Raw genomic sequence first — 22,889 nt, 5'->3', positions numbered from 1 at the left:
CATTTTTAAATTATTTGAAGACTAATTATGGAAGTTAAAGGTAAGGTACATGAAGTATCGGCTACCCAGCAAGTAACCGATTCACTTAAAAAACGCGAACTTATACTTGAATATATTGAGAACCCTCAATACCCTGAATATTTAAAGTTTGAGGCTATACAGGATCGTTGCAATTTACTGGATAACGTAAAAGTTGGGGACGATGTAGAGGTTTCTTTTAACCTTAAAGGCCGCCCGTGGACAGATAAAATGGGTAAAAAAACCTATTTTAACTCATTGCAGTTATGGAGGGTTACCCCGCTGGCTGCTGCTAACAACGCGCCTGCTGCACCGCAATATGCAGCTCCGTCAGCTGATATCAGCTCATCGGCCGATGATGACGATCTGCCATTCTAATAAATAAAGAAAAGCATAAGTAAAATATTTCAAAAGGCCCTGTTAACGGGCCTTTTGTTGTTTATACGCTGCCCGTTATAACCCATAGCCTTAAACAGACATCTCAATAATTGATACAATAAAATATTAAGCAGCAGAGTTTTAAATTGAATGTACATTTGTTAAATTTTGTTAAATGCAATTTTTGTGTGCGGATTTAGGATAATTTTGTTTGTTAGTAAATGAAGAAAAGGAGCATAGGTTTAATTATTGGCTTAATGAGCTTTGCGTTGCTGGGCGTAATGGCTATGCAATTTTATTTTCTGAGGCAATCATACCAGATGCAGTCCGATTCGTTCGATCGCCAAGTAAGGGAGGCTATGAACAATGTGGTAGATAAGGTTACCCGCCAGGATGCGAATAACTTTTTGAAAACCAAAACCCAGCAAGCTGCCATTAGCACCGATAATGAAGAACAGGACATAAGCACGATAAAAGTAGCGGGAATACCAAAAACAAAAAAACATTCATCTGCCCGCGAAAAACGGATTACTTTACTGCGCGATAGTTTGCAGCGCATGATCCAGCGCAGAAAAATGGATGATGAGCTTAACGGCTTACTACAAACAGAAGGTACGGTTGATTTTAAAGTACGTGTAGAAGAATATACAGACGAGTTTGGCGTAGTACATGAGCAACTTACGCCCGAGATAGTGCATACGCGTATTACCCGCAGGGTAGGTCATCCTAAAAAACTTCATAAGTATGATACCCTGAGGTATGTCTACGTCGACCCCCAGTTTGGCAAACAAATGATCTCGGTACCGCGTATCAATCCGTTATGGGTACAGGAACAAACCCGTAAGCAAAAGGAACGGCAGGTTCAACAAATAAAAAAAATGCTGGAGACCGATTCGCTTGAAAAGGCTAACAGTTTGAGCAATAAGCCCACAGTTATTGAAAACCTGGCCGAAGAATACCGTAAATCGGGCGAACCGTTGAATAAACGGATCAACCCTTTCTGGATAGATTCGTTACTGCGTTTTGAGCTGCATAATAAAGGCATTTTTCTGCCTTTCAGCTACGAAGTAACAACCGCCAACAGCGACTCGCTCATATTTTCAAATGCCAGCGACAGCCAGGGCGAAAAGCTGCCTGTGTTTGTAGCGGCAAATACTTACCAAACACCCATTTTTACCAAAGAGGTGATTAACGACCCCGGAAAGATCCGGCTTTCGTTTCCGCAAAAAAACTCATTGATATTAAGTAATATGACTGCTACCATGGCTACAACCGGCGGCCTTACCATGGTGCTGATCCTTTGCTTCGGTTATACTATATTTTCAATATTGAGGCAGAAAAAGATCTCCGAAATGAAGATCGATTTCATCAACAACATGACCCACGAGTTTAAAACCCCGGTGTCAACCATCATGATTGCCAGTGAAGCTTTAAGGGATAATGAAATTGCCGAAGATAAAAACCGGGTAGCCCGTTTAGCGAACATCATTTTTGAAGAGAACGCCCGTTTAGGCAGCCATATCGAACGCGTATTAAACATTGCCCGCATTGAGCGTAACGATTTTAAACTGGATAAAAAACCGGTTGATGTAAATGAAATGGTTACCATAGTGCTTGACAGTATGGCGCTCAAACTGCAAAAATGCAATGCTAAAACCACACTGCACCTTGATGCCGAAAAAGCCTATATCATTGCTGATGAGCTGCATTTTTCGAACGTATTATACAACCTGGTTGATAACGCCATTAAATACAGCAACGAAGCGCCTGATATAACTATAAGTACTTTTGTTAAAAACGGGCAAATTGTTATTAAAGTAGCTGATAAAGGTATAGGCATGAGCCGCGACCAGCAATCAAAAATATTTGAACAGTTTTATCGCATCCCTACCGGGAACGTGCACAACGTTAAAGGTTTTGGCCTGGGCTTAAGCTATGTTAATACCATAGTAAAACGCCTGAATGGCACCATAAGCGTGAAATCAGAAAAAGAGAAGGGCTCGGAGTTTGAGCTGAAGTTTGCAGTGGCGTAATTGTTAAGTCGGAAAGTCGGGATGTCCGAAAGTCCGTAATATAAGCTCAGCCACTTAATAAATAAAGACTTACGGACTTTCCGACCTCGGACTTCCGGACTAAAAAATCTTCCTGACTTGGAAAATATATGAAGAAAATACTACTGGTTGAGGATGATGCCAATTTAGGCCTGTTACTGCAAGACTACCTGCAATTGAAAGGTAAGTTTGATGTTGTTTTATGTAAAGATGGCGAAGAAGGCCTACGCGCCTTTACCAAACAAACATATGACCTGCTGATACTGGATGTTATGATGCCTAAAAAGGACGGTTTTACGCTTGGTAAGGATATCCGTAAGATAAATGCCCAGGTGCCTATTATTTTTGCGACTGCCAAAGGCATGATTGAAGATAAAACCCAGGCCTTCAATTTGGGGGGAGATGATTATATCACCAAGCCTTTCCGCATTGAGGAATTACTGCTTCGTATAAATGCGCTGTTAAAACGTACAGATAATATCGGCAAAAAGGAAGAGGAGAAACAAACCTCCTTTAAAATTGGGAAATATACGTTTGATTATACAACCCAGATGATCATGACAACAGACAACCAGCAAAAGCTATCTACCAAAGAGGCCGAATTACTGCGCCTGTTGTGTGTGCATAAAAACGAGGTGCTTACCCGCGAAGAAGCCCTGCTGAACATCTGGCATGATGACAATTATTTTAACGGTCGGAGTATGGATGTATTTTTGAGCAAGATCCGTAAGTATCTGAAAGATGACCCCAATGTGGAGATCATCAACGTACACGGACGGGGGTATAAGCTGCTGATTAACTGAACTCAGGGTTAATTTTTGTGTTGAAAAAATTATTTGTGTGATATAGGCCTCAAGGGGGCTTAACCAAGTTAGCTATGTAACCACATATTTGATTTATGGGCTAGGAAGAGGAAATCTCACAAACCCGCTCTTTCACTAATGTGCTCCAAATTTCATCCACACAAAATATCCAATCCAAAGCAGGATATTGGAGTAAACGCCAGCCAGCACATCATCCATCATTACACCCAAACCACCGCCAAGATCTTCCATTTTGCGTACGCCAAGCGGTTTCACAATATCAAAAAAACGGAACAATACCAATCCGGCTAAAAGGAAATATAAGTTAGCAGGGATAAAAAGCATAGCTATCAGCATTCCGGCAACCTCATCAATTACCACACGCGAGCTGTCTTCGCCCCAGTCGGGTTCAACCTTATTGCCTACAAATACGCCAAGTGCGGTAACAAATATGGTAATAGCCAACAGGTACCAGGGATTTTGCAAAGCCGGGTTTTGCCACAATAACCAGATAAAGCCACAGGTAACAATGGCGGCGTAAGTACCCCCGCCTTTTAAAAAACCGATGCCAAAAATGGAAGCTATTGTTTTATTTAGGAACATTTAATTTGTATCGTTAAAGAATTAAAAATTGTCATTTCGAACGATAGTGAGCAATCTTATACACCTTTCCTGCGGTCATGGCGTAAAGTATAAGATTTCTCTTTCGTCCTCACCCGCTAAAGTACACCCTTCGGCTCTATCGAAATGACAAATAAAGGAATGTATGCCTACTGCTTATCCAGCACATCCTCTGCCGCTTCTGCAACTTCTGGTTCAATAGTATGTCTTTTTGGGAAGTTAAACAGCAATGATGTAAGTACCGGGATAATAAATAACGCCACCGTAAACACCGAAGTGAAAATATCAGCGCTTTCTCCTTCCATCAATTTTGAAAATCCCGCTTCAGGATAAAGGTGGATGAATAACGATGAGGCCAGTTTAATGCCCAGTACGCCAATCACGATAAAAGCTACGGTTTCCAGGAAAGTGAATTTTTCCATCAGCCTTACAAAAGCCTGGGCAACAAATCGCATGGCCAGGATCCCGATAAACACGCCAATATAAATTAACATCTTATGGTCAGTAAATGCAACAGCTGCAAAAACGTTATCAATAGAGAAGGCAAGGTCCATCAGCTCCACTAAAGCTATAGTTGCCCACAAATTACCTATCAAACCAACGGTTGAGCGGTAAAACCAGTTCTTGTTTTTATCAACCGTTTCTTCTTCAGCATCGCCGTCGGCCTTTTTCAGTTTGCCTTTAAAATAATTGAAGCTCAGGTATATCAGGTAAAGGCCTCCAAGTGGTTTCAGCCACCAAACAGATACCAGCCATGCCGCTAAAAACAAACAAACACCCCGTAAAACATATGCACCTATAATACCATAACGTAGTGCTTTTTTACGCTGATGCGGAGGCAGGTCAAGTACCATGGTAGCCAGTACGGCGGCATTATCAACGGAGAGGAGGCTCTCAATAACAATCAGGTTTAGGACAATCAATAGGCCGGCCTTAAGGTCGGGGCCAAGCAGGTAATGTAAAAACTCCATAAATTATATAATATCGGTATTAAGCATTGCTTTTAAAATATTGGCCTGCACATCCACATCGCTCAGGCTTTGTAAAAAGTTGATGTCGGCTATTTTTTTGTAGTTTTCGGCTAATAGGCTTTTTATTTCGGGAGGCATATAAGCTTTCATGGTAACTACATCGCTTTGCAGCTTATCAATTTTGTCCTGCAGCTCATGCATCAGTTTTTCCCTTTTTGACAGATTGTTATTATGCTCGATGCCCGAAAGCTTTGTAACATCGCAAAATAGGAATAAATTATTGGCAGGCGAAAATAAAAAGTGCCTGTCTTCATCCATAAATTTATACACTTCCAGTATCAGGTTACCGGCCTTTAATCCACAGTAAAACTCTGTACGGAACTCGCGTTTTAACAATACCCCCATCAGCTTACGCTGAATAGTAGCGTAGTTATTATGATAGGTATCATTATAGTTATGCTGCACAAGTTCATTATACAGTTCGGGAGTTATGTTATAAAAAAAATCGGAACCATAGCGCAGGCTGAAGGCATTGATATTTTTGGAGAAAGGATAATCAGCCGAGTTATCTGAAAGTACCTGGTAAAGCTTCCGCAACGAAAGGTTTACTTTCAGCGCCTGCCGTTGCCTGTCTATCTTGAAATCCTGCTCGGTGAGCACATTATCATCCATCTTATCAATCATTTCCCGGGTAAGCTGGATCTCGTCGAGCACAAGGCTTACATTGTTCTCGTTGTTCTTCTTGATCTTGCGGAGCAGGTCGACCAGACTGGTGGTAAATTGCACATGAAAAAGTTCCAGCTTATTGATATCGATTTCGGGATTGGTTTCAAAAAGCTTATGGATAACCTGGGTACGCAGGTAGATCTTATAAATGAGTTCATCTTCAAAAAATACCGACAGCAGTTGAAGCTTGCTGAGCATCCTGTTTGAGCTATTTAAAATATTTAGCCTGTTTTCATCCATCAACGTACAATATCCCTTTTATAAATGTAAAAATACAAAATTATGAGATTGAATGTTGAGGCGTATGTTACGAATCGGGTGTGTATTTGGATTATTGACCTTAGAGGGCACCGCTTTAATTGAACCCAAATTTGCGTTAGATTGAAGCGGATACCGGCCGGGAGCGTAATGCCTGCAGGCGTATGAGCGTAAAGCCCGGCCGCAGGCAACGCTATGATTGATTTCGGAGTTGGAATTTTCGAATTCGGATTTCTTTTAATATCATACCTGAGCTAAATGAACTAAGGATTTTTTATTGGTTTAGCATTCGGTCAATTATCAAATTCTGTAAATTCTGATTCAGACAATGGCGTTGCCTCCGGCCCGGGCTTTTCGTTGCAAGTCCTCGCCTTTCCTACCCGCAACCTCTCTACGCGCTCCGGGCTTTACACTGCAATCTAACGCGCCCCACGCGCAATCCCCTAATACCGTATCTATTCCCATCAAAATAAATTATATTTACATAAAGGTGTAACCTGGTCTGTAAAAGTGTGGTCACAGGGGTTATATAATGCAGAGCAAGCTTTCAGATATCGAACTTATTGAGCAAACCCTGGCTGGTAACCAGTTCGCGTACACTGATTTGGTTAAGCGGCACCAGCGTTTTGTTTTTACGCTGGCCCTGCGTTTTGCAAAGGGCCGGGAAGATGCTGAAGAGATTGCGCAGGATTGTTTTGTGAAAGCGTACCGCTCGCTGGCTTCGTTCCAGGGGCAGTCAAAATTCAGTACCTGGCTGTATAGTATAATTTATACTACAGCTATGACATTTTTAAGAAAGAAACGGGTGGATACCGATTCGATTGATGATGAAGGTACATTTGTACAGGTTGAGAGCCATGAATCGGCATATGATACCAACAACGCAGAAAACAAATCGCGGTCATATTACCTGAACCAGGCAATTGAGCAATTACTGCCCGATGACGCCACTATTATTACCCTCTTTTATAAGGGGGAGCAATCGTTAGAAGAAATTGCCCAAACAATGGGTATTGAAACAAATACCGTTAAGGTTAAACTATTTAGGGCACGCCAGCGTTTGAAAGAAAAGCTGGAGCGCAATTTAAAACACGAGGTGAAAGAACTGATATGAACACCATCGAAGAAAAACTTTGGAACTATATTGATGGTACCTGCACACCGGCTGAGCAGGAAGCCATTGCCCGGCTTATTGAGGAAGATAAGCTGTACAAACAAAAGTACACAGAGCTGCTTGTGCTAAACCAGGAGTTTGCCGGCCTGGAACTTGATGAACCATCAATGGCCTTTAACTATAATGTAATGGAGGCTATCAGGGCAGATCAGGCACTGGCACCTCTAAAATCAACTATAAATAAAAAGATTATACTGGGTATTGCGGCTTTTTTTGTGCTAAGCATATTGGCCCTGCTGGCAATCACCGTTTCAAATGTCCAAATTTCTGGAAATCCGTTCAGTGTTGTAAACATTAAACTACCTGCAAATTTAAAATTGCCTGCAGCCAACGCCATTTTCAATAGCGCTTTCATGAAAAGTTTTTTCGTGTTTGACGTAATTTTGGCGCTATTTTTAACTGACAGTTATCTGCGTAGAAAAAAAGCTGCAAAAGAGGCATAAAGTGTTCAGTTTTCTATATGCCAAATCATCCAAAGTGTCATATTGACACTGGTCACACCTGGCTTTTGTAACAGGAATCTCAGTTTTAACCTATGATTAATGTATCAACAAGAATACATTAAATAAAAATTTAAAAAGTCGCCGCTTTTGGCACAGTGATTGTAACAAGATTCACGAACTGGTAAACTTACCGGTTTAATTGTGATAAGGTTTAGGTTGAAAGTCTCCCGACGCAAGGTTGGGAGGCTTTTATTTTTTAAAGGCGATCCTTCTCTCAAACCAATAACAGATTCCATTTAAAATTTCCCCGATGGAAAATTATATCCGGATCCATTTAACCAATGACAAGCCCATACTTACGCTAATGCCATTAAAAGAGGTATTGAAAAAGCTGCCTTCTGCAAAATTTCAGCGCATTCACCACAGGTATATTGTTCCGGTAGGTAAAATAAAATCCTTACAAAATCGTACAGTGCAATTAAGCAGGTATTGAATTGCCGGTGAGCGGTGCTTATTATGAAGTTATCCTTGGTTTGGTTACCTAAGCTTGTTTTTTACTCATCACCCAATAACCAAAGAACAAAAGCCATCGCAAAAGTATACGACGGCTTTTGTTCTTTGAGTAAACTTAAAGTTTTGGTCAATGTTATTGCCGGAAATAACCGGCAGCTCTCATATCAGCAATTAACCCGACAGCTTTAGGCTGCCAATTTAGGGCCGCGCGTGTTTTTTCGCTGGATGAGGGGCAACCCAATGATGCAAAGTGTAAAAACCAGCCAAAATGCGCCGCCGCTTCATCACCTGTTTTGCTCAGTACAGGCAAATGCAGGCCCAGACCAATTGCTTCGGCAATTTCGCGAAATTCGATACCTTCTTCAGCTACGGCGTGAAACACACGAAGCCCAGGTTGCTTTTCTATAATCAGGCGATATAGAACTGCGGCATCTGAACGGTGAACGGCAGGCCAGCGATTGCTCCCTTCAGCTATATAGACCGATTCTCCTTTTTCCCGGGCCATATTAATGATCATCGGTACAAAACCATGGTCGCCCTCACCATGCACACTGGGCGACAGGCGCACCGTATAAACTTTTACACCTTTTGCCGCGGCAGCCGCAGCGGCCTCCTCTGAAGCTACGCGCGGAATAACATCTGATCCTGCAGGCGGCGCGTCATCTTCTGTAACCAGCCGGCCATAATTCAAAAGCCCTACTCCGGAGGTAATAACTAAAGGTTTACTTGTTCCGACAAGTGTATCGCCCAGGGCTTCAATTACCTTCCGATCGGCTTCACAATTGGCCTTAAACTGTGAAAAATCATGATTAAAAGCCGTATGGATTACAGCATCGCACGCGGCGGCACCTTGCTGAATAAATTTCAGGTCGTTGATGTCGCCAAGGTATACTTCGGCACCGGTTGATGCCAATTGTTCAGCGCCTTTATCTGAACGGACGAGGCCAAGTACCTCATGGCCTGCCTCTAAAAGTTCTTTTACTATTGCTGAGCCTACAAATCCTGAGGCTCCGGTTACAAATACACGCATAGGTCAATGATTTTATTTGATACAAAATTCCCCAATAAAATCATGCTAAAGATGGTCAGCTGACCATAATTTCAATTAGCGCAGGAGCTGCGCGTGACGGGTACGGGTAAGGGTTTTTATGGAGATGCCCAAATAAGCGGCAATCATACGCAGGGGCAAACGAGCCAGGTAGTCCGGGAAGGTTTGGATAAAATCTTCATACTTTTCTTCGGGCGTTGCGCTTAATGAAATCAGGATCCGCTTCCGGCTGTAATGGATATTACGGGCAATAAGGCCTTCGGCAAATTTTTTTAGTTGCGGCACCTCTGCCAGCAACATATCGAAATCCTTTTTTTGCCAGCAGAGTATCGCGCTGGGTTCTACTGCTCCTATGCTCACTTGCGAGGGTACCTGCCGGTCATAACTTTCAACATCAAGCGTCCAGCTGTTTTCCGGTGCAAATTGCAAAATATGCTGATTACCTCCCGCCGAGATATTGAACGTGTGCAGTAGCCCGCTTACAACAAATACCTTGTGCCGGCAAATTTCGCCTGCGCTAAAAAGGAGCTCATTACGGCGCAATTTTCTTGCCACTGCCAGATCACTGACCCTGAGGACCGCTTCCTCAGCCAGGCCACTCCTTCGCAGATATGTTTCAAATTCCGGATGCATCATCCAAAAATAATAAACATTTCAATAGCAAGTGAGCTACCACCAAAGCATGAAACTCAAATGTTGAATACTTTTTCCGGCTTCTTTTTGATATGCGTATACCAAAAATCTCGAGACCTCACACCCCAGATAAACCGGTTTACATCGCGTTGTTGTGATATTTCACTGCGCTTGGTTAAGTAATATAATTTATGGGCATTTTGTTTAAGGAGCCACCATAAACGCAGGGACAAAAAATGGCTGGTATAGCCGCTATAAAGATTATACAGCCTTTTTACAAATTCAGGGTTCTTGTTTGACTTAAATTTTAAACAATGAGCTATCCATTTGATATCCTGCTTTAGCTTTTGACCTTTAGTTTCCGCTTTTTTATCCTTTACGGTGCTACTTTCTTCATGGCGACGATACTTAACCAAGCACTTTGGTATAAAATCTATAGTACCAATATTAACAGCAACATAACTTAGCCACCAATCGTGATAAAACTCTTTATTAAAAGGAAGGGCGTGCTTCAGTAAATCACGCCGCGCCATAATAGCATGGCCGGAAACACAATTTTGCAGCAGGAAAACTTCCGGATCGTTGCCTTTATAAAAATTATAAACATCCGACATTTTGTAGTTGTAATTACTTCCGCTTTCATTAACAACTTCGGAGTTATAATAACAAAAGCGCTTGCCATGTTCATCAATAAACTCCGAATCATGATAAATAAGCTGGTTGTTACCTATTGCGTTTACCTGTAACTCAATCTTTTCAGGGTGCCATAAATCATCCTGATCACAAAAAGCTATGAGTTCTCCTTTTGAATACCCAAAAGCTATTTCAAAGTTTTTAGCAAATCCAATGTTACTGTCATTTTTATAAACATGGATTCGGGGATGCAAGGATGCATATTGCTGCAGAATACTATATGTACTGTCTGAAGAGCAATCATCAACTGCTATAATTTCAACGTTTTCATAAGTTTGTGTAATCAACGTGTCCAATTGCTGATGCAGGTACTTCTCTCCGTTGTATGTGCACAGTACAATAGAAACAAGAGGGGCGTCTGTCATAGGTAGTAAACTTTTGTTCATTACTATGTATTAACGTAAACTTTTAACGAATAATTACATTTCATTCATTTTTAACGTATTTAACCTGCCGAAATTAACTTATACGATATAATCATGAAGAAAACTTCAATCAATATTGATGCCTTTCTTCGGCGGTACTTAAAACAGGCATAACCGGCAGATAACCAGGTTTTTTGTATTAATAACAGAATGACGGGGAGGAAGCCTTTACAATTGTATATATGTTTTTATATCTTTGGGATTTATACCCAATAACATAATTGTGTTACAAACAGCTTTCATTTTCTTTAATCAGTTGTAGTTTCCTGCTTTAAAAACAAGATTTTGCAGTTTAAATAATCGCCGGGAAACAATTAATACCAGATCGTCAATAATAATATTACTGCCCAACTGTTTCAAAGGCAACGGAAAAATTGACATAAAAGGCAAGTTACTTCAGAAAGTATGTAGCGTTCGCAAAATTTTTATCGTAATTAAAAAATAATAATATTTTATTATCCGGCAATATGGAAGGATATCATAACCTGAAGTCTGCCGACAAAAATTATATTGAAAAACTATATCGCACGTTATTATACAAGGTAATATGTATTGATTTCAGCTATTCTAAATCATGTTTGTCGATTATGATGATTTGTTTTCGTTTGCGAAGGAACGTAAAGACTTATCAAAAATGAATTTGCAAGAAGATTTGCCCAGTGGCACAATACCTGATAAGCCCTTGTACAACAAGTTAGCCGGTAACTAAACCTTATTTACAAACTAATCTGAATATATCTATGCATGCCCTAAGATATTTTACAAAATCAAAACGGAACTACAAGCTCACTATTTGCGCTATCATAAAAGACGAAAATGCTTACCTTGAAGAATGGATAAATTATTACTTATTAATTGGAGTAGAGCATTTTTATCTCTATGACAACGAGAGCAAAATTCCCGTCAAGGAGACGTTGAAGAAATTGAAGTTAAACTCCTATGTAACTGTTAGAAAAATAAAAGGGCAGGGGCAACAGATGAATGCTTATACCGACTGTGTTAACAGGTTTGGTGAATCCACCCAATGGATAGCATTTGTTGATATGGATGAATTTATTGTTCCCAAAGCCTATCCATACAATCTTTCTGAGTTTCTTGAAGATTATAAAGAATATGGAGCCCTCAATGTTAACTGGCTTATATTTGGTTCAAACGGCCATAAAAAACGAACCAATAAACCACAATTGGAGAGTTTTGTATTACGATCGGAAACAAACTTTCCCAAAAACCGCCATACCAAATGTATCATTCAGCCAAAGTTTGCTGACAAATGTGATAACCCCCATTATTTTTATTACAAGAACGAAAAGTTTGCTGTAAATGAAAATTTTGAGCCGGTGGTAGGTGCGTTTTCAGATGTGAGTGTAGATAAGATTCAAATAAATCATTATTACTGCCGGTCGGAAGAAGAATATCTGGAAAAAATTAGCCGGGGCGCCGGTGATACGATCAGGGTCAGAAAAATGGCTGATTTTCACGAGCATAACGATGACACAAACGTTATACAGGACACAACGATACTTGAAATAATTAAAGTTAAAACAGAGGAATTAAAAATGGAACCTGTGGAATAACTTGTAAATCGGGTAAAAAATCGACTGCCTTTTTCCGGGCAGTCGATTTTTTTAAAGTCATTTATTTTAAATAAAGTTTAATATTATTCTTTAATAAAAGCTAAAAGATCTTTATTGATGGTTGCAGCCTCGGTAGTAGGCATACCATGCGGAAAACCTGGATAGGAGATCAATTTACCATTTTTCAGATGCTTTATAGATTTTAGTGCCGAGTTTGCAAACGGAACTATCTGGTCATCTTCCCCGTGTAAAACAAGCACGGGAATATCTACACTTTTAAGGTCTTCTGTAAAATCTGTTTCCGAAAAAGCTTTAACACAGTCGTAATGTGCTTTTATACCGCCCATCATACCCTGGCGCCACCAGTTGTCCCTGATGCCTTGTGAAATTTTAGCACCTTCACGATTATAGCCATAAAACGGAATAGTCAGGTCCTGGTAAAATTGGTTCCTTTGGGTTGCAGTGCTTTCGCGGATCTCGTCAAATACGGCAATCGGAACACCATCAGGATTTCTTTCGCTTTGAACCATAACCGGAGGAACCGCGCTAATCAGCACAGCTTTGGCGATACGTCCTTTTCCATATTTTGCAGCGTAACGAATAACCTCTCCACCACCTGTAGAGTGACCGATGTGGATTGCACCCTTCAGGTCAAGCGCCTCAACAAGCTCGGCAACGTCAGCTGCATAGGTATCCATTTCATTACCTGTTGCGGTTTGGCTTGAACGTCCATGGCCGCGGCGGTCATGGGCTATCACCCTATAACCTTGTTCAAGGAAAAAGAACATCTGAGCATCCCAGTCATCGGCAGATAAAGGCCAGCCGTGATGGAAAACTAATGGTTGCCCGGTTCCCCAGTCCTTGTAATAAATTTCGGTTCCGTCTTTTACTGTAATTTTACTCATTTTGTTTTTCAATTATGGTGATTAATAAAGCGCTGAAGATGCAGGGCATTTTTCGCAAATGATTATCAAAGTAATGCCTTTAGGTTTTTCTTTAGATATATATCATATCCGCAAATAAAGCTGGCCGGCATCCAAAAATAGTGAATTAAGGGAGAGCCTTTCAAAACTGTATCGAAATTTACCTGGATGCGATAAATCGACTATTTTTTTGACGGAAAGCTTAACAACGTTTATCGGCGCTAAAAATCATTTATAAAAAAACACGTTATAGTATGTAGACAGCGGATTACCTGTACAGATATACAGCGAAGCTTATAGTTACAAAAGTAATTATCCGTTGATTTCCAGCTTATATCCCTTGCCGTGTATATTCACCAGTTTAATAGCCGGATCATGCTCCAGTTTTTTTCGCAGTTTTGATATGAACATGTCAAGGCTCCGGCCAACAATTACTCCCTCGTCTTCCCAAATCTCTTTTTGAAGCCTGCTCCTTTCAATGATCTCATTTGGCGACCGCGCAAAGATGAGCAGCAGTTTATTTTCTTTTAAGGTGAGCTCGGTAATCATTCCGGCGCTGTGCAACTGCCGCCTGGCCGGGTTAAATATAATATTACCTATTTTAAAACCATGCTCAGCGGCAGGGCTGTTTACAACTGTATTTTTCCGGCTTTTACCCGACATTGAAATTACAAGCCCGATAAACGCCAATAAAGGTATCCCGCCAATTAAATATCCTTTTTGAGGTACACCCCATCCCTGGCTTTTGAATTTGAGGTTGATCACGTAGCAGCTTTTAGGTTGTTTCCGCCCCGAGCAGGGCATTATGTTGTCCTTTTTATTTTTGAATATAGCATAGCCAAATATCACACTGCTCCCTCCACAATTTAAAACATTCACAATATAGTCGTTAGCCAGGTTGTCCTTTGCCAACGCGCTACTGATTGCTTTCACAAGCGAATCGGGCTGAAAAGAAAATTCATTCTCAAACCGTAACTGGTACTCATTTTCGGCAATCTTTTGTACCGGCATCACCCGAGATGTACTATCCCCCGAATATAATAGCACCTCGTGCCCAATTTTCCGGAGCAGAATTTCCTGCCGGGCCATATCAAAGTCATCCTTACCGGTAAAACTGAAAGCAACACATAAAAGGGTCATGAGCAGCAGGGAGCCAAGCCCCAGCAAGCGTTTGGTTGTCTTATTCATTGGTAGTTTGGAACCGGCCATATTCCCGGAGATTTAATTTACAAAGTTTACAATTTTATTTACAATATCGGCAATAACAAACGCGCTGAAGCTGAGTAGGTTTGCCAAATAAATCACTTATGTATGTTAAGAAAATACGCAATTATCCTGTGGCTGTCCATGGCCTTGATCCCAGCCTCTGCACAGCAAACCTACCATTTAGATATTAAAAAAAGTAAAGTTTTATGGGATACCCGCAAAACTATGGGTGGCCATTACGGCTATCTGCTTTTTAAATCGGGCAGCCTGGAGTATACGGCTGGCGGTGAACCAAAAAACGGCACCTTTAGCCTGAATATGAATACCATGCACAGTACCGATCATGCCGATGCGGCCGGGAATAAAAAGGTAGATGAAGAATTGAAAAAAGAGGGCTTTTTTTCAGTAAACCGGTACCCGGAAGCAACCATGGTTGTTAAAGAAATTACACGCGTTGGCCAGTCAACCAACTTTAACGTGACCGGCATCCTTACCATAAAAGGGATCAGCAATCCCATTCAATTTATAGCAGCTATCATTAAAAAGAACGATATCATCAACGCTAAGGCAAATACCACAATTGACCGTATCAAGTGGAAAATCGATATGCAGCCCAGGCGGGAAGCATGGGATTTCTTTTCGGCCGTAAAAAACACAGTTGTTACCGACGAGATAGCGGTTTCGTTGAATCTTATATTTACGGCCGATTAACGCACTGTTTTGGGCAGATACCGTTGCAGAATCCTATTTCAGGCCTGGTTATAATATTACCGGTTAGCACAGTGTCTTAAGATAGTGAATCACATGGTAGGCGATTGTTCGTAAATATTCCAATACTGATCTTTTGTATTTGTCTTTTTAGCTAAAACTATCTGTGAGTTAACTGCCCCTTTTTTATCAGATGGCGTAATGTATAAGTCTGTCCCTTTCAGTTTAATCATGAAAGTATCATGGTCTATCGCCTCAAACTCATATTGCTGATTGGTGCTGTTCGTGTTAAGCGGTTGTTCCTCTAAAGCTACGTTTACATCAGCATCGCCCTTAGGCTGGAATGTTTTATTGGTAAGCAAATTCTGAAGCTGATAGGTATTCCCTGCAACATGTTTAAAATTCCAGGTCATGCATTTCCAGTTTTCGGGATAGTAAGCAACCAGTGGGGTACCATTTTCTGAATGTGCGTCTTTAACCCGTAACAGCATCCCGGTTTGCTCATTTTTAATAGCATAGCTCCCTTTAATTTGTTGGGCCGAAACCGCGAGGCCAGGTAACAGGAAACATAACAGCCAGGCAATTTTTTTCATAGGTATATCGATTTAAACAAATTTAGATACAAACTGCAAACAGCTGTTATCAAAATTGATTCAGTTTTTAGTCGATATGTATCAAAGCGGTAGATGTGTTGCATGCGAATTGATTGTAACAAATGTGGTGTCCCCAAATTTTAATTCCCCATAAAAAATTGGAAAAACACCCAAGCCTTTTTTTCTGAAACAACATCATGTTCCAAATTTTAAGAGTGAAACACGAAACACATTAAAACGTCATCTGTTCTGATAATAAACGCTTTAACGATTTTAGTGAAACATATCCAAATAATTGATAATCAATTATTAAAACTTTAGAGAATATAAAGTTAATGTTTCAACAGTGCTTTTTCGAAGGCTTTTATACTACTGATTTTTTGATATTTTTTAAGCAAAAATAAACCTGGAAGGTTTTGGAAAAAAAGTACTGACAAAACAGCGCCACCATTTTTAATAGCTAAAAGTTGTTGCTTTCGCAAGCAAAGTGCTTGCCCGGTTTTAGGCCGATTTACGTTATCAGCCAACTTCAGCCAGTGAATGAGCTGAAGTTGGAAACTTCAGGGATATCCAATCACGGGTTATGCTATCGCTAAAACCGCGGCAGTATGCTTTTATCCCTTCATTACATTCACCCTATCCCCTTTCCAGTCGGGAAACAGTATATGATCATTATTTATCGCAAGATGCTTATCAGCTACTGAGCTGAACACACTTCTAAAGTCGGTAGTTACGGTAAGGTCACGGCCATCTTCAAGGTTTTCAACGGCGAGCGGCTTTACATCGCCATACACTAAACCGCCGCTTACATCATTACCTAAAATAAAGTTACATGAGGCACGACCGTGATCGGTACCACCAGTCCCGTTTTGATGCACGGTACGGCCAAACTCGGTCATGGTCATTATGGTAACATCGTCCTGGTAGGTGCCCAGGTCGGTCCACAGGGCCATTATGCTGTTGCTTAGGTCGGCAACATTACGGGCGAAGATGCCGTTTTCGGTTCCCTGGTTAAAGTGGGTATCCCAACCGTTCGATTCGGCAAAGGCAACTTCCAGTCCTACATCCATTTTAATGAGCTGGGCTATTTGTTTCAGCGAATTGCCCAATGCCGAGTTGGGGTAAACAGCGCCATTGGCAGGTGTATAATTTTTAACATCGGTTTTCTGCAGCATTTTCATAGCCTCAAAACTTTCCTTTCCGGTTTGTTTCAGTAAGCCTGATGCGGTTTGATCATACAGATCTTCAAAACTTTTGGCCGCGATATTGGCTCCGGCAGGATTACCCCGCATTTGAATTGCAAAATCCTGCAAATTGCTGATGGCTACCGAAGGGTTGTCGCCATAAAAAGAACGTGGCATGGCCGATGTCATACTCACGGCCGTAAACGGTGTAAGCGCGTCATGCCCAAGCAAACCCACAGCCCGGTTAAGCCAGCCGCTTGAGGTGCCTTTATTAAATGGAGTGCCCGATTCCATATAATCCTGTGCATCAAAATGCGAGCGGGTATTATTAGGCGAGCCAATACCGTGAACAATGCCCAAACGTTTTTCGCGAAACATGGGTTCAAAGGCCTTCATGGCAGGGTGCAAACCAAAACGCCCGTCCAGGTCTATCAGCGGATTACCTGTACCACTTTTGGCAGCCGACATGAACAGGTTTGGCCGGGCAGCTTTCAAATAATCATCTGTAAACGGAGTAACAGCCATCAGGCCATCCATAGCTCCCCGCTGAAAGATACATACCAGCGCTTTTTTCTTTTTATAGGGCGATGAGATTTTTTCGCTCGCGGCTGCCTCAGCTAAAAAACCGGGTATGCCGCCCAGTAATCCTACACCTAAAAGGGCCAGTCCGCCCGATTTTAAAAAGCCTCTTCTTGATACCATTTTTAAATCCTCCTGCAATTAACGCCTTTGATATTCGGGTGAACCAATGATAACGCCAACCACCTGCGCCAGCATAGAATTATTGCCGGAGGTGCTTTGCATCGCTATAAAATTATTTTTCCGTTTGCCTTTTAAACCCGCCTGCTGATCCATCATCTCATCACTGGCAGCCACCGGCACCGAGGTTGCAACAGGAGTTTTAGCGCTGGCTTCGCCAACCTTTTCCATAAGTTTGGGATCGTTAAGCATGGGGGTAAGCCGTTTGATGGTTTCATCAAGCTTACGGCCCGGCATAATGATTTTACTATAGGTGATGAGCGCGGCCTGTGCACTTTCGGGCTCGTGATGGTTATTGAGTGCTGCAAGGTCAACCTTTACGCCGGGGATCCGGCCCGATGCCAGCGCCAAACCAAAGTTCATGCGGTTAAGCAGCGCGCCGGTATTGATCCAGTATTGGCCTTTATCGGGGAAGCCGGTCGGGGCCTGGTAATAGTACATTTTTTCGCCCATTTTATTGATCCAGTTAAACAACTGGTAAGGCTGGGTAATATCGGCATGCAATGAACGTACCGAGCCTATGGCCAGTTCAAAGGGCGATTTAGTTTTTTCCCTTACGGCTGCAGCGCTCCAAAATTCAGGCGCATCAACCATGGTGATCAGTACCTGTTTAATATCCCCATCCTTATCCATAAAGGTACGGGCCATTTTATCAATAAGGCTCTGCGGCGGGTTATCGCTCACAAAGCGCACAGCTATTTTCTTTGCTATAAATTTCGCCGTAGCTTGTTGATGTGCCAGCATATTAAGCAGTTGCACGCCCTCCTCGTACCCGCCCCCGGCAGCAAAATGATGGCCTAATACCGTCTTTTCGCCATTATCATGCTTGTTAGGGTTAAACAGAAAATCGCCCTCATGTACAAAACCGCGGCTTTGCAGTTTTTCATCCCCAATACGGTTCATGAGTTTTTGGCCCGCTTGTCCGTAAGTGCCCATTGGATAAACCGACCAGCCGGTAAGTACTTTAGCCGCCTGGGTAACATCCTGCTGGGTATAGCCGCCGTCAACGCCAAGAGTATGCAGTTCCATTACCTCGCGGGCGTAATTTTCATTAAGCCCCTGTGCTTTTTTTGCTTTGTTTAGTTTGGGCATATTGGCAAAACGACCTGTATCCGCACCCTGCATTTGCTGCATCAGCCGGCGGCGGATCGGCCTGTTACTTTGCTCCATATTGTCCTTATTCCCCGAGCTGCTAAAATTATCCAGGTAATATAGCATGGCCGGCGATTTGGCAGAGGCCAATAACAAATCATTAAATTTGCCAAGGGCATTAGGGCGGATCACATCGCGCTCATAAGCGGGGATATATTGCGAACAGTCGTTTTTTACTATAGATACATTGAAATGATTGAACCAGAAACTGGTCATTACTTCCTGTAATTGATTATTGCTGTAAGCGGCTCTTAATATTTTTTGGTTGATGAATTGACGTAACAGATCCTGCTTGGGCTTTAATCCGTTTTGCTGCATGTAGTTTTGCAGCTGATCGCGATAAGCTTTGCGATCTGTTTTTACCGAATCTTTGTTAACTATACCATCCCTTACAGCCATTCGCAAAACCTGCGCGCCTTTGGGGTATTGGGCAACAACTTCTGTATTGCTCAGTTTTAAGGCATCATATTTATTTAACAGTTGATTAAGGGAATCATCCGGGAGTTGGGCATCCAACTGTTGGGCAAACCACTTTTCGGGGCCGATTTTGGATACTTCTTCTACTTCGCCCGGGGTTGCCCCATAAGTAAAACGGCTCAGTAAATGAGCCGCGGCCTGTTCGGGTGTTAAACCCGCCTGCTTATATGGAAATTTTAAACTTGTATTAGGATAGCCCGGCAAAAAGGCAGTAAATACGGTAAACAAACACAACAACATAACAAAGCCACACCAGTACTTAACAGCCTTTTTCATAGTATCCGGGTTATTAAATTAAAAATTTAACTTTTGCATTAGTACGACCATAAAAGAACCCTTTGGTTTAATTTAATTGTCAAAGAAACTTATACGCATATCTATTTAAACTAAAACTCATCTATATTGTCAATAAATTAATTATCTGCAAAAAATAAAAAATATGAAAAAACTATTGATGCTACTGGCCCTTGCCTGCGGACTAAACTACGCAGCCAACGCACAAAAAAAGATTGAAAAAACGCCTGCTCAAAAAGCGGCCAACAAAACCGAGCACCTGCAAAAAAACTTAAAACTTACTGCCGACCAGGCAAAAAAAGTCAATGTTATCCTGCTTGCCCAGGCAACAAGTATCGATAGCCTGAAAAAACTGAAACAGGATAAAAAAACCAGTCACCTGGCCAATCAAAAGATTAAACAACGCACCGCCACCGGCTTAAACAAGATTTTCACCCCCGAACAACAAAAAGCCTATGCAAAATTAAAAGCTGATAAAAAAGCCAGGAAAGACGCGGCTAAAGCTGATGAATAAAAGGAACCAGGACTTTCAGAATTAAGGTATTAACTTGACAAATTATAAATTTAAGAGCGGGATGTTTTCCGCTTTTTTTGTTTTGTGTGCCTTTCTGCTTTATCTTAAATAATCCTAATTTTAAGATAAATCGGTGATCATAACATGGCTTCAAATTTATTGGCAAAAAACAAACATACCATACTGTACGCGGTAGCACTTGCACTGCTGTTGTTTTTGCTGAAATGGCTTGAGCTTAAACTGATCATTGTTGATAATGCCTATGAAATTTATATGGGTGCCATAGCAGTATTTTTTACCGTATTAGGAATTTGGCTGGCGCTTAAACTTACCAAACCCAAAACAGTTGTTGTAGAAAAACAGGTTTATGTAAATAACGGACCTGAATTTATCATTAACCAGACAGAGGTGGAAAAGCTTGGCCTCAGCAAACGCGAGCTTGATGTTTTGCAATTAATGGCCGAAGGATTAAGTAACCAGGAAATTTCAGAGCGTTTATTTGTATCGTTGAATACCATCAAAACACATTCGGCAAAGGTGTTTGAAAAAATGGAGGTTAAACGCCGCACCCAGGCCGTGGAAATGGGGAAGCGGCTCAGCATTATTCCTTAACCCGCTTCATACTTTAGTACTAATGGCAGCATATTTTTCAAAATCACCCTAAAGTATGAGCCCGAAAAGTTTCTGACAAGCCAAATTTGCTCTATCAAAACATAAAACGATATGAAAAAGAATGTATTTGTTTTTGGATCAATCTCCGGCCTCATCATTGCTGCTACCGGGGGAATTTCGGGAGCCCTTTGCTATAACAACCCCAACTTTCAGGGCAACATGTGGGTGGGCTATGGCTCCATGTTGCTGGCGTTTTCGCTGATATTTGTAGCCATCAAAAATTACCGTGACAAATACAACGAAGGTATAATTAGTTTCGGCAAAGCTTTTATGATCGGCCTTTACATTGTGTTGATCACCTCAACAGTTTATGTGATTGTGTGGTTAATAGAGTTCTATAACTTTTACCCCGATTTTATGACCAAATACGTCGCCCATGTTTTAAGGGAAGCCAAAGCCCATGGTGCTACGGCTGCCGAACTTAAGCAACAGGAAGCAAGCATGGCCGGTTATGTTAATATGTACAAAAGTCCCTTCGGCGTAATCGTGCTTACTTACATGGAGATACTGCCCGTAGGCCTGGTGATTGCGCTGATAGCAGCTTTGATCCTGAAACGCAAGGATGCCAGCCCACAATTGGCTACGAATTAAAATAACTACATCGGTATAATTTTATATCATTGCGAGTAGGTAAAATCCGGAGGCCTCCGAAGGTGAAATGACAATAGGTGTGGAGGGCTTGTCATGGGTAGCCTGTCGAAGGACGCGCGCAGAGGCCCACCCCGCTATGCTTCGACAGGCTCAGCATGACCCCATTTTTTTAATTATGTCATTAAGCAGCCTGGCAATCGCACGGAGGCATAGCCGCCCTGTATAGTATGTGGTCGCCGCACTTGCGTAATGGCATAATTGTAAGTCATTGATTACTAAGTGTATTTTTCGACCTGTTTTATAGGCTTGGGCGTTGCCTGCGGCCCGGGCTTTCCGTTACAAGTCCTCGCTTTTCCTTCCCACAATCCCAATCCACGCTGTGGGCTTTACACTGCAATCCCTAACGCTGCCCTCGCACAACATCCTTAAAATAAATTCCTTATGTCATAACTATTTTTTTTCAGGTTGCCTTGATGCTTACTCACAATGCCATGCCGGATAAACTATTTATTCCTAAATTGCCCCAATGATATTTGATTTCAGGCTGAAGGTTTTTTATACGGTAGCACAGCGGTTAAGCTTTACCAAAGCTGCATCCGAACTGTTTATTACCCAGCCGGCGGTCACCAAACATATCAAGGAACTGGAGCAACAACTCAGTGCACAGTTGTTTAAACGAAACGGCAATAATATTTCCCTTACCACTGCCGGCAAGATCCTTGAAAAATATGCCGAAAAGATTTTCCAAACCTATACCGACCTGGAAACTGAACTGGCACAGCTTAACAACCTGGAAGCCGGTACACTGCACATAGGGGCCAGTACCACCGTGGCGCAAACCATTTTGCCCAAGCTGCTGGCTATGTTTAAAAAAACATATCCTAAGGTTACTTTCAATTTTATCCAGGCCAATACCGATCAGATCTCGCAGCTGGTACTGGCCGAAAAAATAGATATTGCCATTGTAGAAGGTGCTGCCCATTCGCCGCAATTATCCTATACCGATTTTATTAAAGATGAAATTGTACTGGTAACCAGTGCTAACAATAAGTTATCCAAAAAGACCGAGATCACTCCCAAACAATTACCCGCTATCCCGTTGGTTTTAAGGGAAGCCGGATCGGGCACCCTGGATGTTATCTTCAATGCCCTGGCCGCCGTGCAAATCAACCCTAAAGACCTGAACATCGAGATTCAACTGGAGAGCAGTATCGCCATAAAACAATATCTTTTATACTCAGAAACAGCAACATTTCTCTCCATCCAATCGGTAGTAAGCGAGTTAAAATACAACGAGCTCACCATTATTGATGTTAAAGGATTAGAGATTTTCCGCACTTTTCAGTTCATACAATTGCATGGCAAACACAGCAAGCTGATAGAGTTATTTAAACGTTTTTGCCTTGCCAATTATAACTTAAAGTAATCTTATATTACTTTATATCATTTGATTGCCAGTTAGTTTAGCGGCAAATTTGATTGCTGAA

At 41.7% G+C, this 22,889-nt stretch carries 24 protein-coding genes; 12 read left to right on the top strand and 12 right to left on the bottom strand.

Annotation, left to right across the window (positions count from 1 at the left end):
• The first annotated feature begins 27 nt into the window (after window positions 1-27).
• The 3 genes from J3L18_RS28650 (at window position 28) to J3L18_RS28640 (ending at window position 3,250) form a co-directional block, all read left to right on the top strand.
• The gene (locus tag J3L18_RS28650; protein WP_091171616.1) at window positions 28-396 is read left to right on the top strand and encodes a DUF3127 domain-containing protein; all 369 of its coding nucleotides are present in this window, start codon (window positions 28-30) and stop codon (window positions 394-396) included.
• A gap of 221 nt (window positions 397-617) precedes the next feature.
• Complete coding sequence (locus J3L18_RS28645) at window positions 618-2,429, top strand: sensor histidine kinase (RefSeq protein ID WP_129570823.1); 1,812 nt, start codon at window positions 618-620, stop codon at window positions 2,427-2,429.
• Between the two features lie 128 nt (window positions 2,430-2,557).
• A complete protein-coding gene (locus J3L18_RS28640; RefSeq protein ID WP_091171612.1) occupies window positions 2,558-3,250 on the top strand; it encodes a response regulator transcription factor in 693 nt (230 codons plus the stop codon).
• Between the two features lie 135 nt (window positions 3,251-3,385).
• On the opposite strand, the gene J3L18_RS28635 is transcribed toward J3L18_RS28640, so the two are convergent.
• The 3 genes from J3L18_RS28635 to J3L18_RS28625 all read right to left on the bottom strand — a co-directional run bounded on the left by J3L18_RS28635 (window position 3,386) and on the right by J3L18_RS28625 (window position 5,808).
• Window positions 3,386-3,853, bottom strand: a complete 468-nt coding sequence (locus J3L18_RS28635; protein ID WP_091171610.1) for a phosphatidylglycerophosphatase A family protein — start codon at window positions 3,851-3,853, stop codon at window positions 3,386-3,388.
• A gap of 167 nt (window positions 3,854-4,020) precedes the next feature.
• On the bottom strand, window positions 4,021-4,842 hold the full coding sequence (locus J3L18_RS28630; protein ID WP_129570822.1) for a MeeY/MeeF family manganese export membrane protein: 822 nt from the start codon (window positions 4,840-4,842) through the stop codon (window positions 4,021-4,023).
• A 3-nt stretch (window positions 4,843-4,845) separates the two neighbouring features.
• Window positions 4,846-5,808, bottom strand: a complete 963-nt coding sequence (locus J3L18_RS28625) for a hypothetical protein (protein ID WP_129570821.1) — start codon at window positions 5,806-5,808, stop codon at window positions 4,846-4,848.
• Window positions 5,809-6,358: 550 nt separating this feature from the next.
• Between J3L18_RS28625 and J3L18_RS28620 the strand changes: the two genes are divergently transcribed.
• The 3 genes from J3L18_RS28620 to J3L18_RS28610 all read left to right on the top strand — a co-directional run bounded on the left by J3L18_RS28620 (window position 6,359) and on the right by J3L18_RS28610 (window position 7,936).
• Window positions 6,359-6,940: an RNA polymerase sigma factor gene (locus J3L18_RS28620; protein ID WP_129570820.1), complete on the top strand. Its 582-nt coding sequence runs from the start codon at window positions 6,359-6,361 to the stop codon at window positions 6,938-6,940.
• Entirely contained in the window at window positions 6,937-7,443 is a 507-nt protein-coding gene (locus J3L18_RS28615; protein WP_129570819.1) for a hypothetical protein, read from the top strand. The genes J3L18_RS28620 and J3L18_RS28615 overlap by 4 nt, the downstream gene beginning before the upstream one ends.
• Before the next feature lie 310 nt (window positions 7,444-7,753).
• Window positions 7,754-7,936 (top strand): LytTR family DNA-binding domain-containing protein, encoded by a 183-nt coding sequence (locus J3L18_RS28610; RefSeq protein ID WP_091171600.1) that lies wholly within the window; start codon window positions 7,754-7,756, stop codon window positions 7,934-7,936.
• Window positions 7,937-8,089: 153 nt separating this feature from the next.
• On the opposite strand, the gene J3L18_RS28605 is transcribed toward J3L18_RS28610, so the two are convergent.
• From J3L18_RS28605 to J3L18_RS28595, 3 genes are all read right to left on the bottom strand, one after another.
• Window positions 8,090-8,986: an SDR family oxidoreductase gene (locus tag J3L18_RS28605; protein ID WP_129570818.1), complete on the bottom strand. Its 897-nt coding sequence runs from the start codon at window positions 8,984-8,986 to the stop codon at window positions 8,090-8,092.
• A 75-nt stretch (window positions 8,987-9,061) separates the two neighbouring features.
• Window positions 9,062-9,640 carry a Crp/Fnr family transcriptional regulator gene (locus J3L18_RS28600; RefSeq protein ID WP_243771431.1) on the bottom strand — a complete coding sequence of 193 codons (579 nt, stop codon included), beginning with the start codon at window positions 9,638-9,640 and terminating at the stop codon, window positions 9,062-9,064.
• A gap of 53 nt (window positions 9,641-9,693) precedes the next feature.
• Window positions 9,694-10,716 (bottom strand): glycosyltransferase family 2 protein, encoded by a 1,023-nt coding sequence (locus J3L18_RS28595; RefSeq protein ID WP_129570817.1) that lies wholly within the window; start codon window positions 10,714-10,716, stop codon window positions 9,694-9,696.
• A gap of 779 nt (window positions 10,717-11,495) precedes the next feature.
• Here J3L18_RS28595 and J3L18_RS28590 point away from each other — a divergent pair.
• Window positions 11,496-12,329 (top strand): glycosyltransferase family 92 protein, encoded by an 834-nt coding sequence (locus J3L18_RS28590; RefSeq protein WP_129570816.1) that lies wholly within the window; start codon window positions 11,496-11,498, stop codon window positions 12,327-12,329.
• 83 nt (window positions 12,330-12,412) lie between these two features.
• Here J3L18_RS28590 and J3L18_RS28585 read toward each other — a convergent pair whose 3' ends face one another.
• Entirely contained in the window at window positions 12,413-13,234 is an 822-nt protein-coding gene (locus tag J3L18_RS28585; protein WP_129570815.1) for an alpha/beta fold hydrolase, read from the bottom strand.
• A 330-nt stretch (window positions 13,235-13,564) separates the two neighbouring features.
• The gene (locus J3L18_RS28580) at window positions 13,565-14,440 is read right to left on the bottom strand and encodes a winged helix-turn-helix domain-containing protein (protein ID WP_223266238.1); all 876 of its coding nucleotides are present in this window, start codon (window positions 14,438-14,440) and stop codon (window positions 13,565-13,567) included.
• Window positions 14,441-14,563: 123 nt separating this feature from the next.
• On the opposite strand from J3L18_RS28580, the gene J3L18_RS28575 reads away from it, so the two are divergent.
• Window positions 14,564-15,169: a YceI family protein gene (locus J3L18_RS28575; protein WP_129570813.1), complete on the top strand. Its 606-nt coding sequence runs from the start codon at window positions 14,564-14,566 to the stop codon at window positions 15,167-15,169.
• An 89-nt stretch (window positions 15,170-15,258) separates the two neighbouring features.
• On the opposite strand, the gene J3L18_RS28570 is transcribed toward J3L18_RS28575, so the two are convergent.
• From J3L18_RS28570 to J3L18_RS28555, 4 genes are all read right to left on the bottom strand, one after another.
• Window positions 15,259-15,759, bottom strand: a complete 501-nt coding sequence (locus tag J3L18_RS28570; protein WP_129570812.1) for an RICIN domain-containing protein — start codon at window positions 15,757-15,759, stop codon at window positions 15,259-15,261.
• A gap of 332 nt (window positions 15,760-16,091) precedes the next feature.
• Entirely contained in the window at window positions 16,092-16,286 is a 195-nt protein-coding gene (locus J3L18_RS28565) for a hypothetical protein (RefSeq protein WP_129570811.1), read from the bottom strand.
• Window positions 16,287-16,373: 87 nt separating this feature from the next.
• On the bottom strand, window positions 16,374-17,645 hold the full coding sequence (locus J3L18_RS28560; protein WP_129570810.1) for a DUF1501 domain-containing protein: 1,272 nt from the start codon (window positions 17,643-17,645) through the stop codon (window positions 16,374-16,376).
• Window positions 17,646-17,663: 18 nt separating this feature from the next.
• A complete protein-coding gene (locus J3L18_RS28555) occupies window positions 17,664-19,607 on the bottom strand; it encodes a DUF1800 domain-containing protein (protein WP_129570809.1) in 1,944 nt (647 codons plus the stop codon).
• A 163-nt stretch (window positions 19,608-19,770) separates the two neighbouring features.
• Here J3L18_RS28555 and J3L18_RS28550 point away from each other — a divergent pair, with 163 nt between their 5' ends.
• From J3L18_RS28550 to J3L18_RS28535, 4 genes are all read left to right on the top strand, one after another.
• Window positions 19,771-20,139, top strand: a complete 369-nt coding sequence (locus J3L18_RS28550; protein WP_129570808.1) for a hypothetical protein — start codon at window positions 19,771-19,773, stop codon at window positions 20,137-20,139.
• 144 nt (window positions 20,140-20,283) lie between these two features.
• On the top strand, window positions 20,284-20,751 hold the full coding sequence (locus J3L18_RS28545; RefSeq protein WP_129570807.1) for a response regulator transcription factor: 468 nt from the start codon (window positions 20,284-20,286) through the stop codon (window positions 20,749-20,751).
• A 111-nt stretch (window positions 20,752-20,862) separates the two neighbouring features.
• Window positions 20,863-21,402, top strand: coding sequence for a DUF4199 domain-containing protein (locus tag J3L18_RS28540; RefSeq protein WP_129570806.1), 540 nt, complete (start codon window positions 20,863-20,865; stop codon window positions 21,400-21,402).
• Between the two features lie 526 nt (window positions 21,403-21,928).
• A complete protein-coding gene (locus tag J3L18_RS28535; protein ID WP_223266237.1) occupies window positions 21,929-22,828 on the top strand; it encodes a LysR substrate-binding domain-containing protein in 900 nt (299 codons plus the stop codon).
• Window positions 22,829-22,889 lie beyond the last annotated feature (61 nt).

This window comes from Mucilaginibacter gossypii (genome assembly GCF_017569325.2).
Classification (GTDB): domain Bacteria; phylum Bacteroidota; class Bacteroidia; order Sphingobacteriales; family Sphingobacteriaceae; genus Mucilaginibacter; species Mucilaginibacter gossypii.
This window is presented reverse-complemented; position numbering and strand designations above follow the sequence as displayed.

Excerpts from the sequence above, each read along its gene's own strand:
- J3L18_RS28650 (WP_091171616.1), top strand. The coding sequence starts at position 28 with ATGGAAGTTAAAGGTAAGGTACATGAAGTATCGGCTACCCAGCAAGTA.
- J3L18_RS28645 (WP_129570823.1), top strand. The coding sequence starts at position 618 with ATGAAGAAAAGGAGCATAGGTTTAATTATTGGCTTAATGAGCTTTGCG.
- J3L18_RS28640 (WP_091171612.1), top strand. The coding sequence starts at position 2,558 with ATGAAGAAAATACTACTGGTTGAGGATGATGCCAATTTAGGCCTGTTA.
- J3L18_RS28635 (WP_091171610.1), bottom strand. The coding sequence starts at position 3,853 with ATGTTCCTAAATAAAACAATAGCTTCCATTTTTGGCATCGGTTTTTTA.
- J3L18_RS28630 (WP_129570822.1), bottom strand. The coding sequence starts at position 4,842 with ATGGAGTTTTTACATTACCTGCTTGGCCCCGACCTTAAGGCCGGCCTA.
- J3L18_RS28625 (WP_129570821.1), bottom strand. The coding sequence starts at position 5,808 with ATGGATGAAAACAGGCTAAATATTTTAAATAGCTCAAACAGGATGCTC.
- J3L18_RS28620 (WP_129570820.1), top strand. The coding sequence starts at position 6,359 with ATGCAGAGCAAGCTTTCAGATATCGAACTTATTGAGCAAACCCTGGCT.
- J3L18_RS28615 (WP_129570819.1), top strand. The coding sequence starts at position 6,937 with ATGAACACCATCGAAGAAAAACTTTGGAACTATATTGATGGTACCTGC.
- J3L18_RS28610 (WP_091171600.1), top strand. The coding sequence starts at position 7,754 with ATGGAAAATTATATCCGGATCCATTTAACCAATGACAAGCCCATACTT.
- J3L18_RS28605 (WP_129570818.1), bottom strand. The coding sequence starts at position 8,986 with ATGCGTGTATTTGTAACCGGAGCCTCAGGATTTGTAGGCTCAGCAATA.
- J3L18_RS28600 (WP_243771431.1), bottom strand. The coding sequence starts at position 9,640 with ATGATGCATCCGGAATTTGAAACATATCTGCGAAGGAGTGGCCTGGCT.
- J3L18_RS28595 (WP_129570817.1), bottom strand. The coding sequence starts at position 10,716 with ATGAACAAAAGTTTACTACCTATGACAGACGCCCCTCTTGTTTCTATT.
- J3L18_RS28590 (WP_129570816.1), top strand. The coding sequence starts at position 11,496 with ATGCATGCCCTAAGATATTTTACAAAATCAAAACGGAACTACAAGCTC.
- J3L18_RS28585 (WP_129570815.1), bottom strand. The coding sequence starts at position 13,234 with ATGAGTAAAATTACAGTAAAAGACGGAACCGAAATTTATTACAAGGAC.
- J3L18_RS28580 (WP_223266238.1), bottom strand. The coding sequence starts at position 14,440 with ATGAATAAGACAACCAAACGCTTGCTGGGGCTTGGCTCCCTGCTGCTC.
- J3L18_RS28575 (WP_129570813.1), top strand. The coding sequence starts at position 14,564 with ATGTTAAGAAAATACGCAATTATCCTGTGGCTGTCCATGGCCTTGATC.
- J3L18_RS28570 (WP_129570812.1), bottom strand. The coding sequence starts at position 15,759 with ATGAAAAAAATTGCCTGGCTGTTATGTTTCCTGTTACCTGGCCTCGCG.
- J3L18_RS28560 (WP_129570810.1), bottom strand. The coding sequence starts at position 17,645 with ATGGTATCAAGAAGAGGCTTTTTAAAATCGGGCGGACTGGCCCTTTTA.
- J3L18_RS28555 (WP_129570809.1), bottom strand. The coding sequence starts at position 19,607 with ATGAAAAAGGCTGTTAAGTACTGGTGTGGCTTTGTTATGTTGTTGTGT.
- J3L18_RS28550 (WP_129570808.1), top strand. The coding sequence starts at position 19,771 with ATGAAAAAACTATTGATGCTACTGGCCCTTGCCTGCGGACTAAACTAC.
- J3L18_RS28545 (WP_129570807.1), top strand. The coding sequence starts at position 20,284 with ATGGCTTCAAATTTATTGGCAAAAAACAAACATACCATACTGTACGCG.
- J3L18_RS28540 (WP_129570806.1), top strand. The coding sequence starts at position 20,863 with ATGAAAAAGAATGTATTTGTTTTTGGATCAATCTCCGGCCTCATCATT.
- J3L18_RS28535 (WP_223266237.1), top strand. The coding sequence starts at position 21,929 with ATGATATTTGATTTCAGGCTGAAGGTTTTTTATACGGTAGCACAGCGG.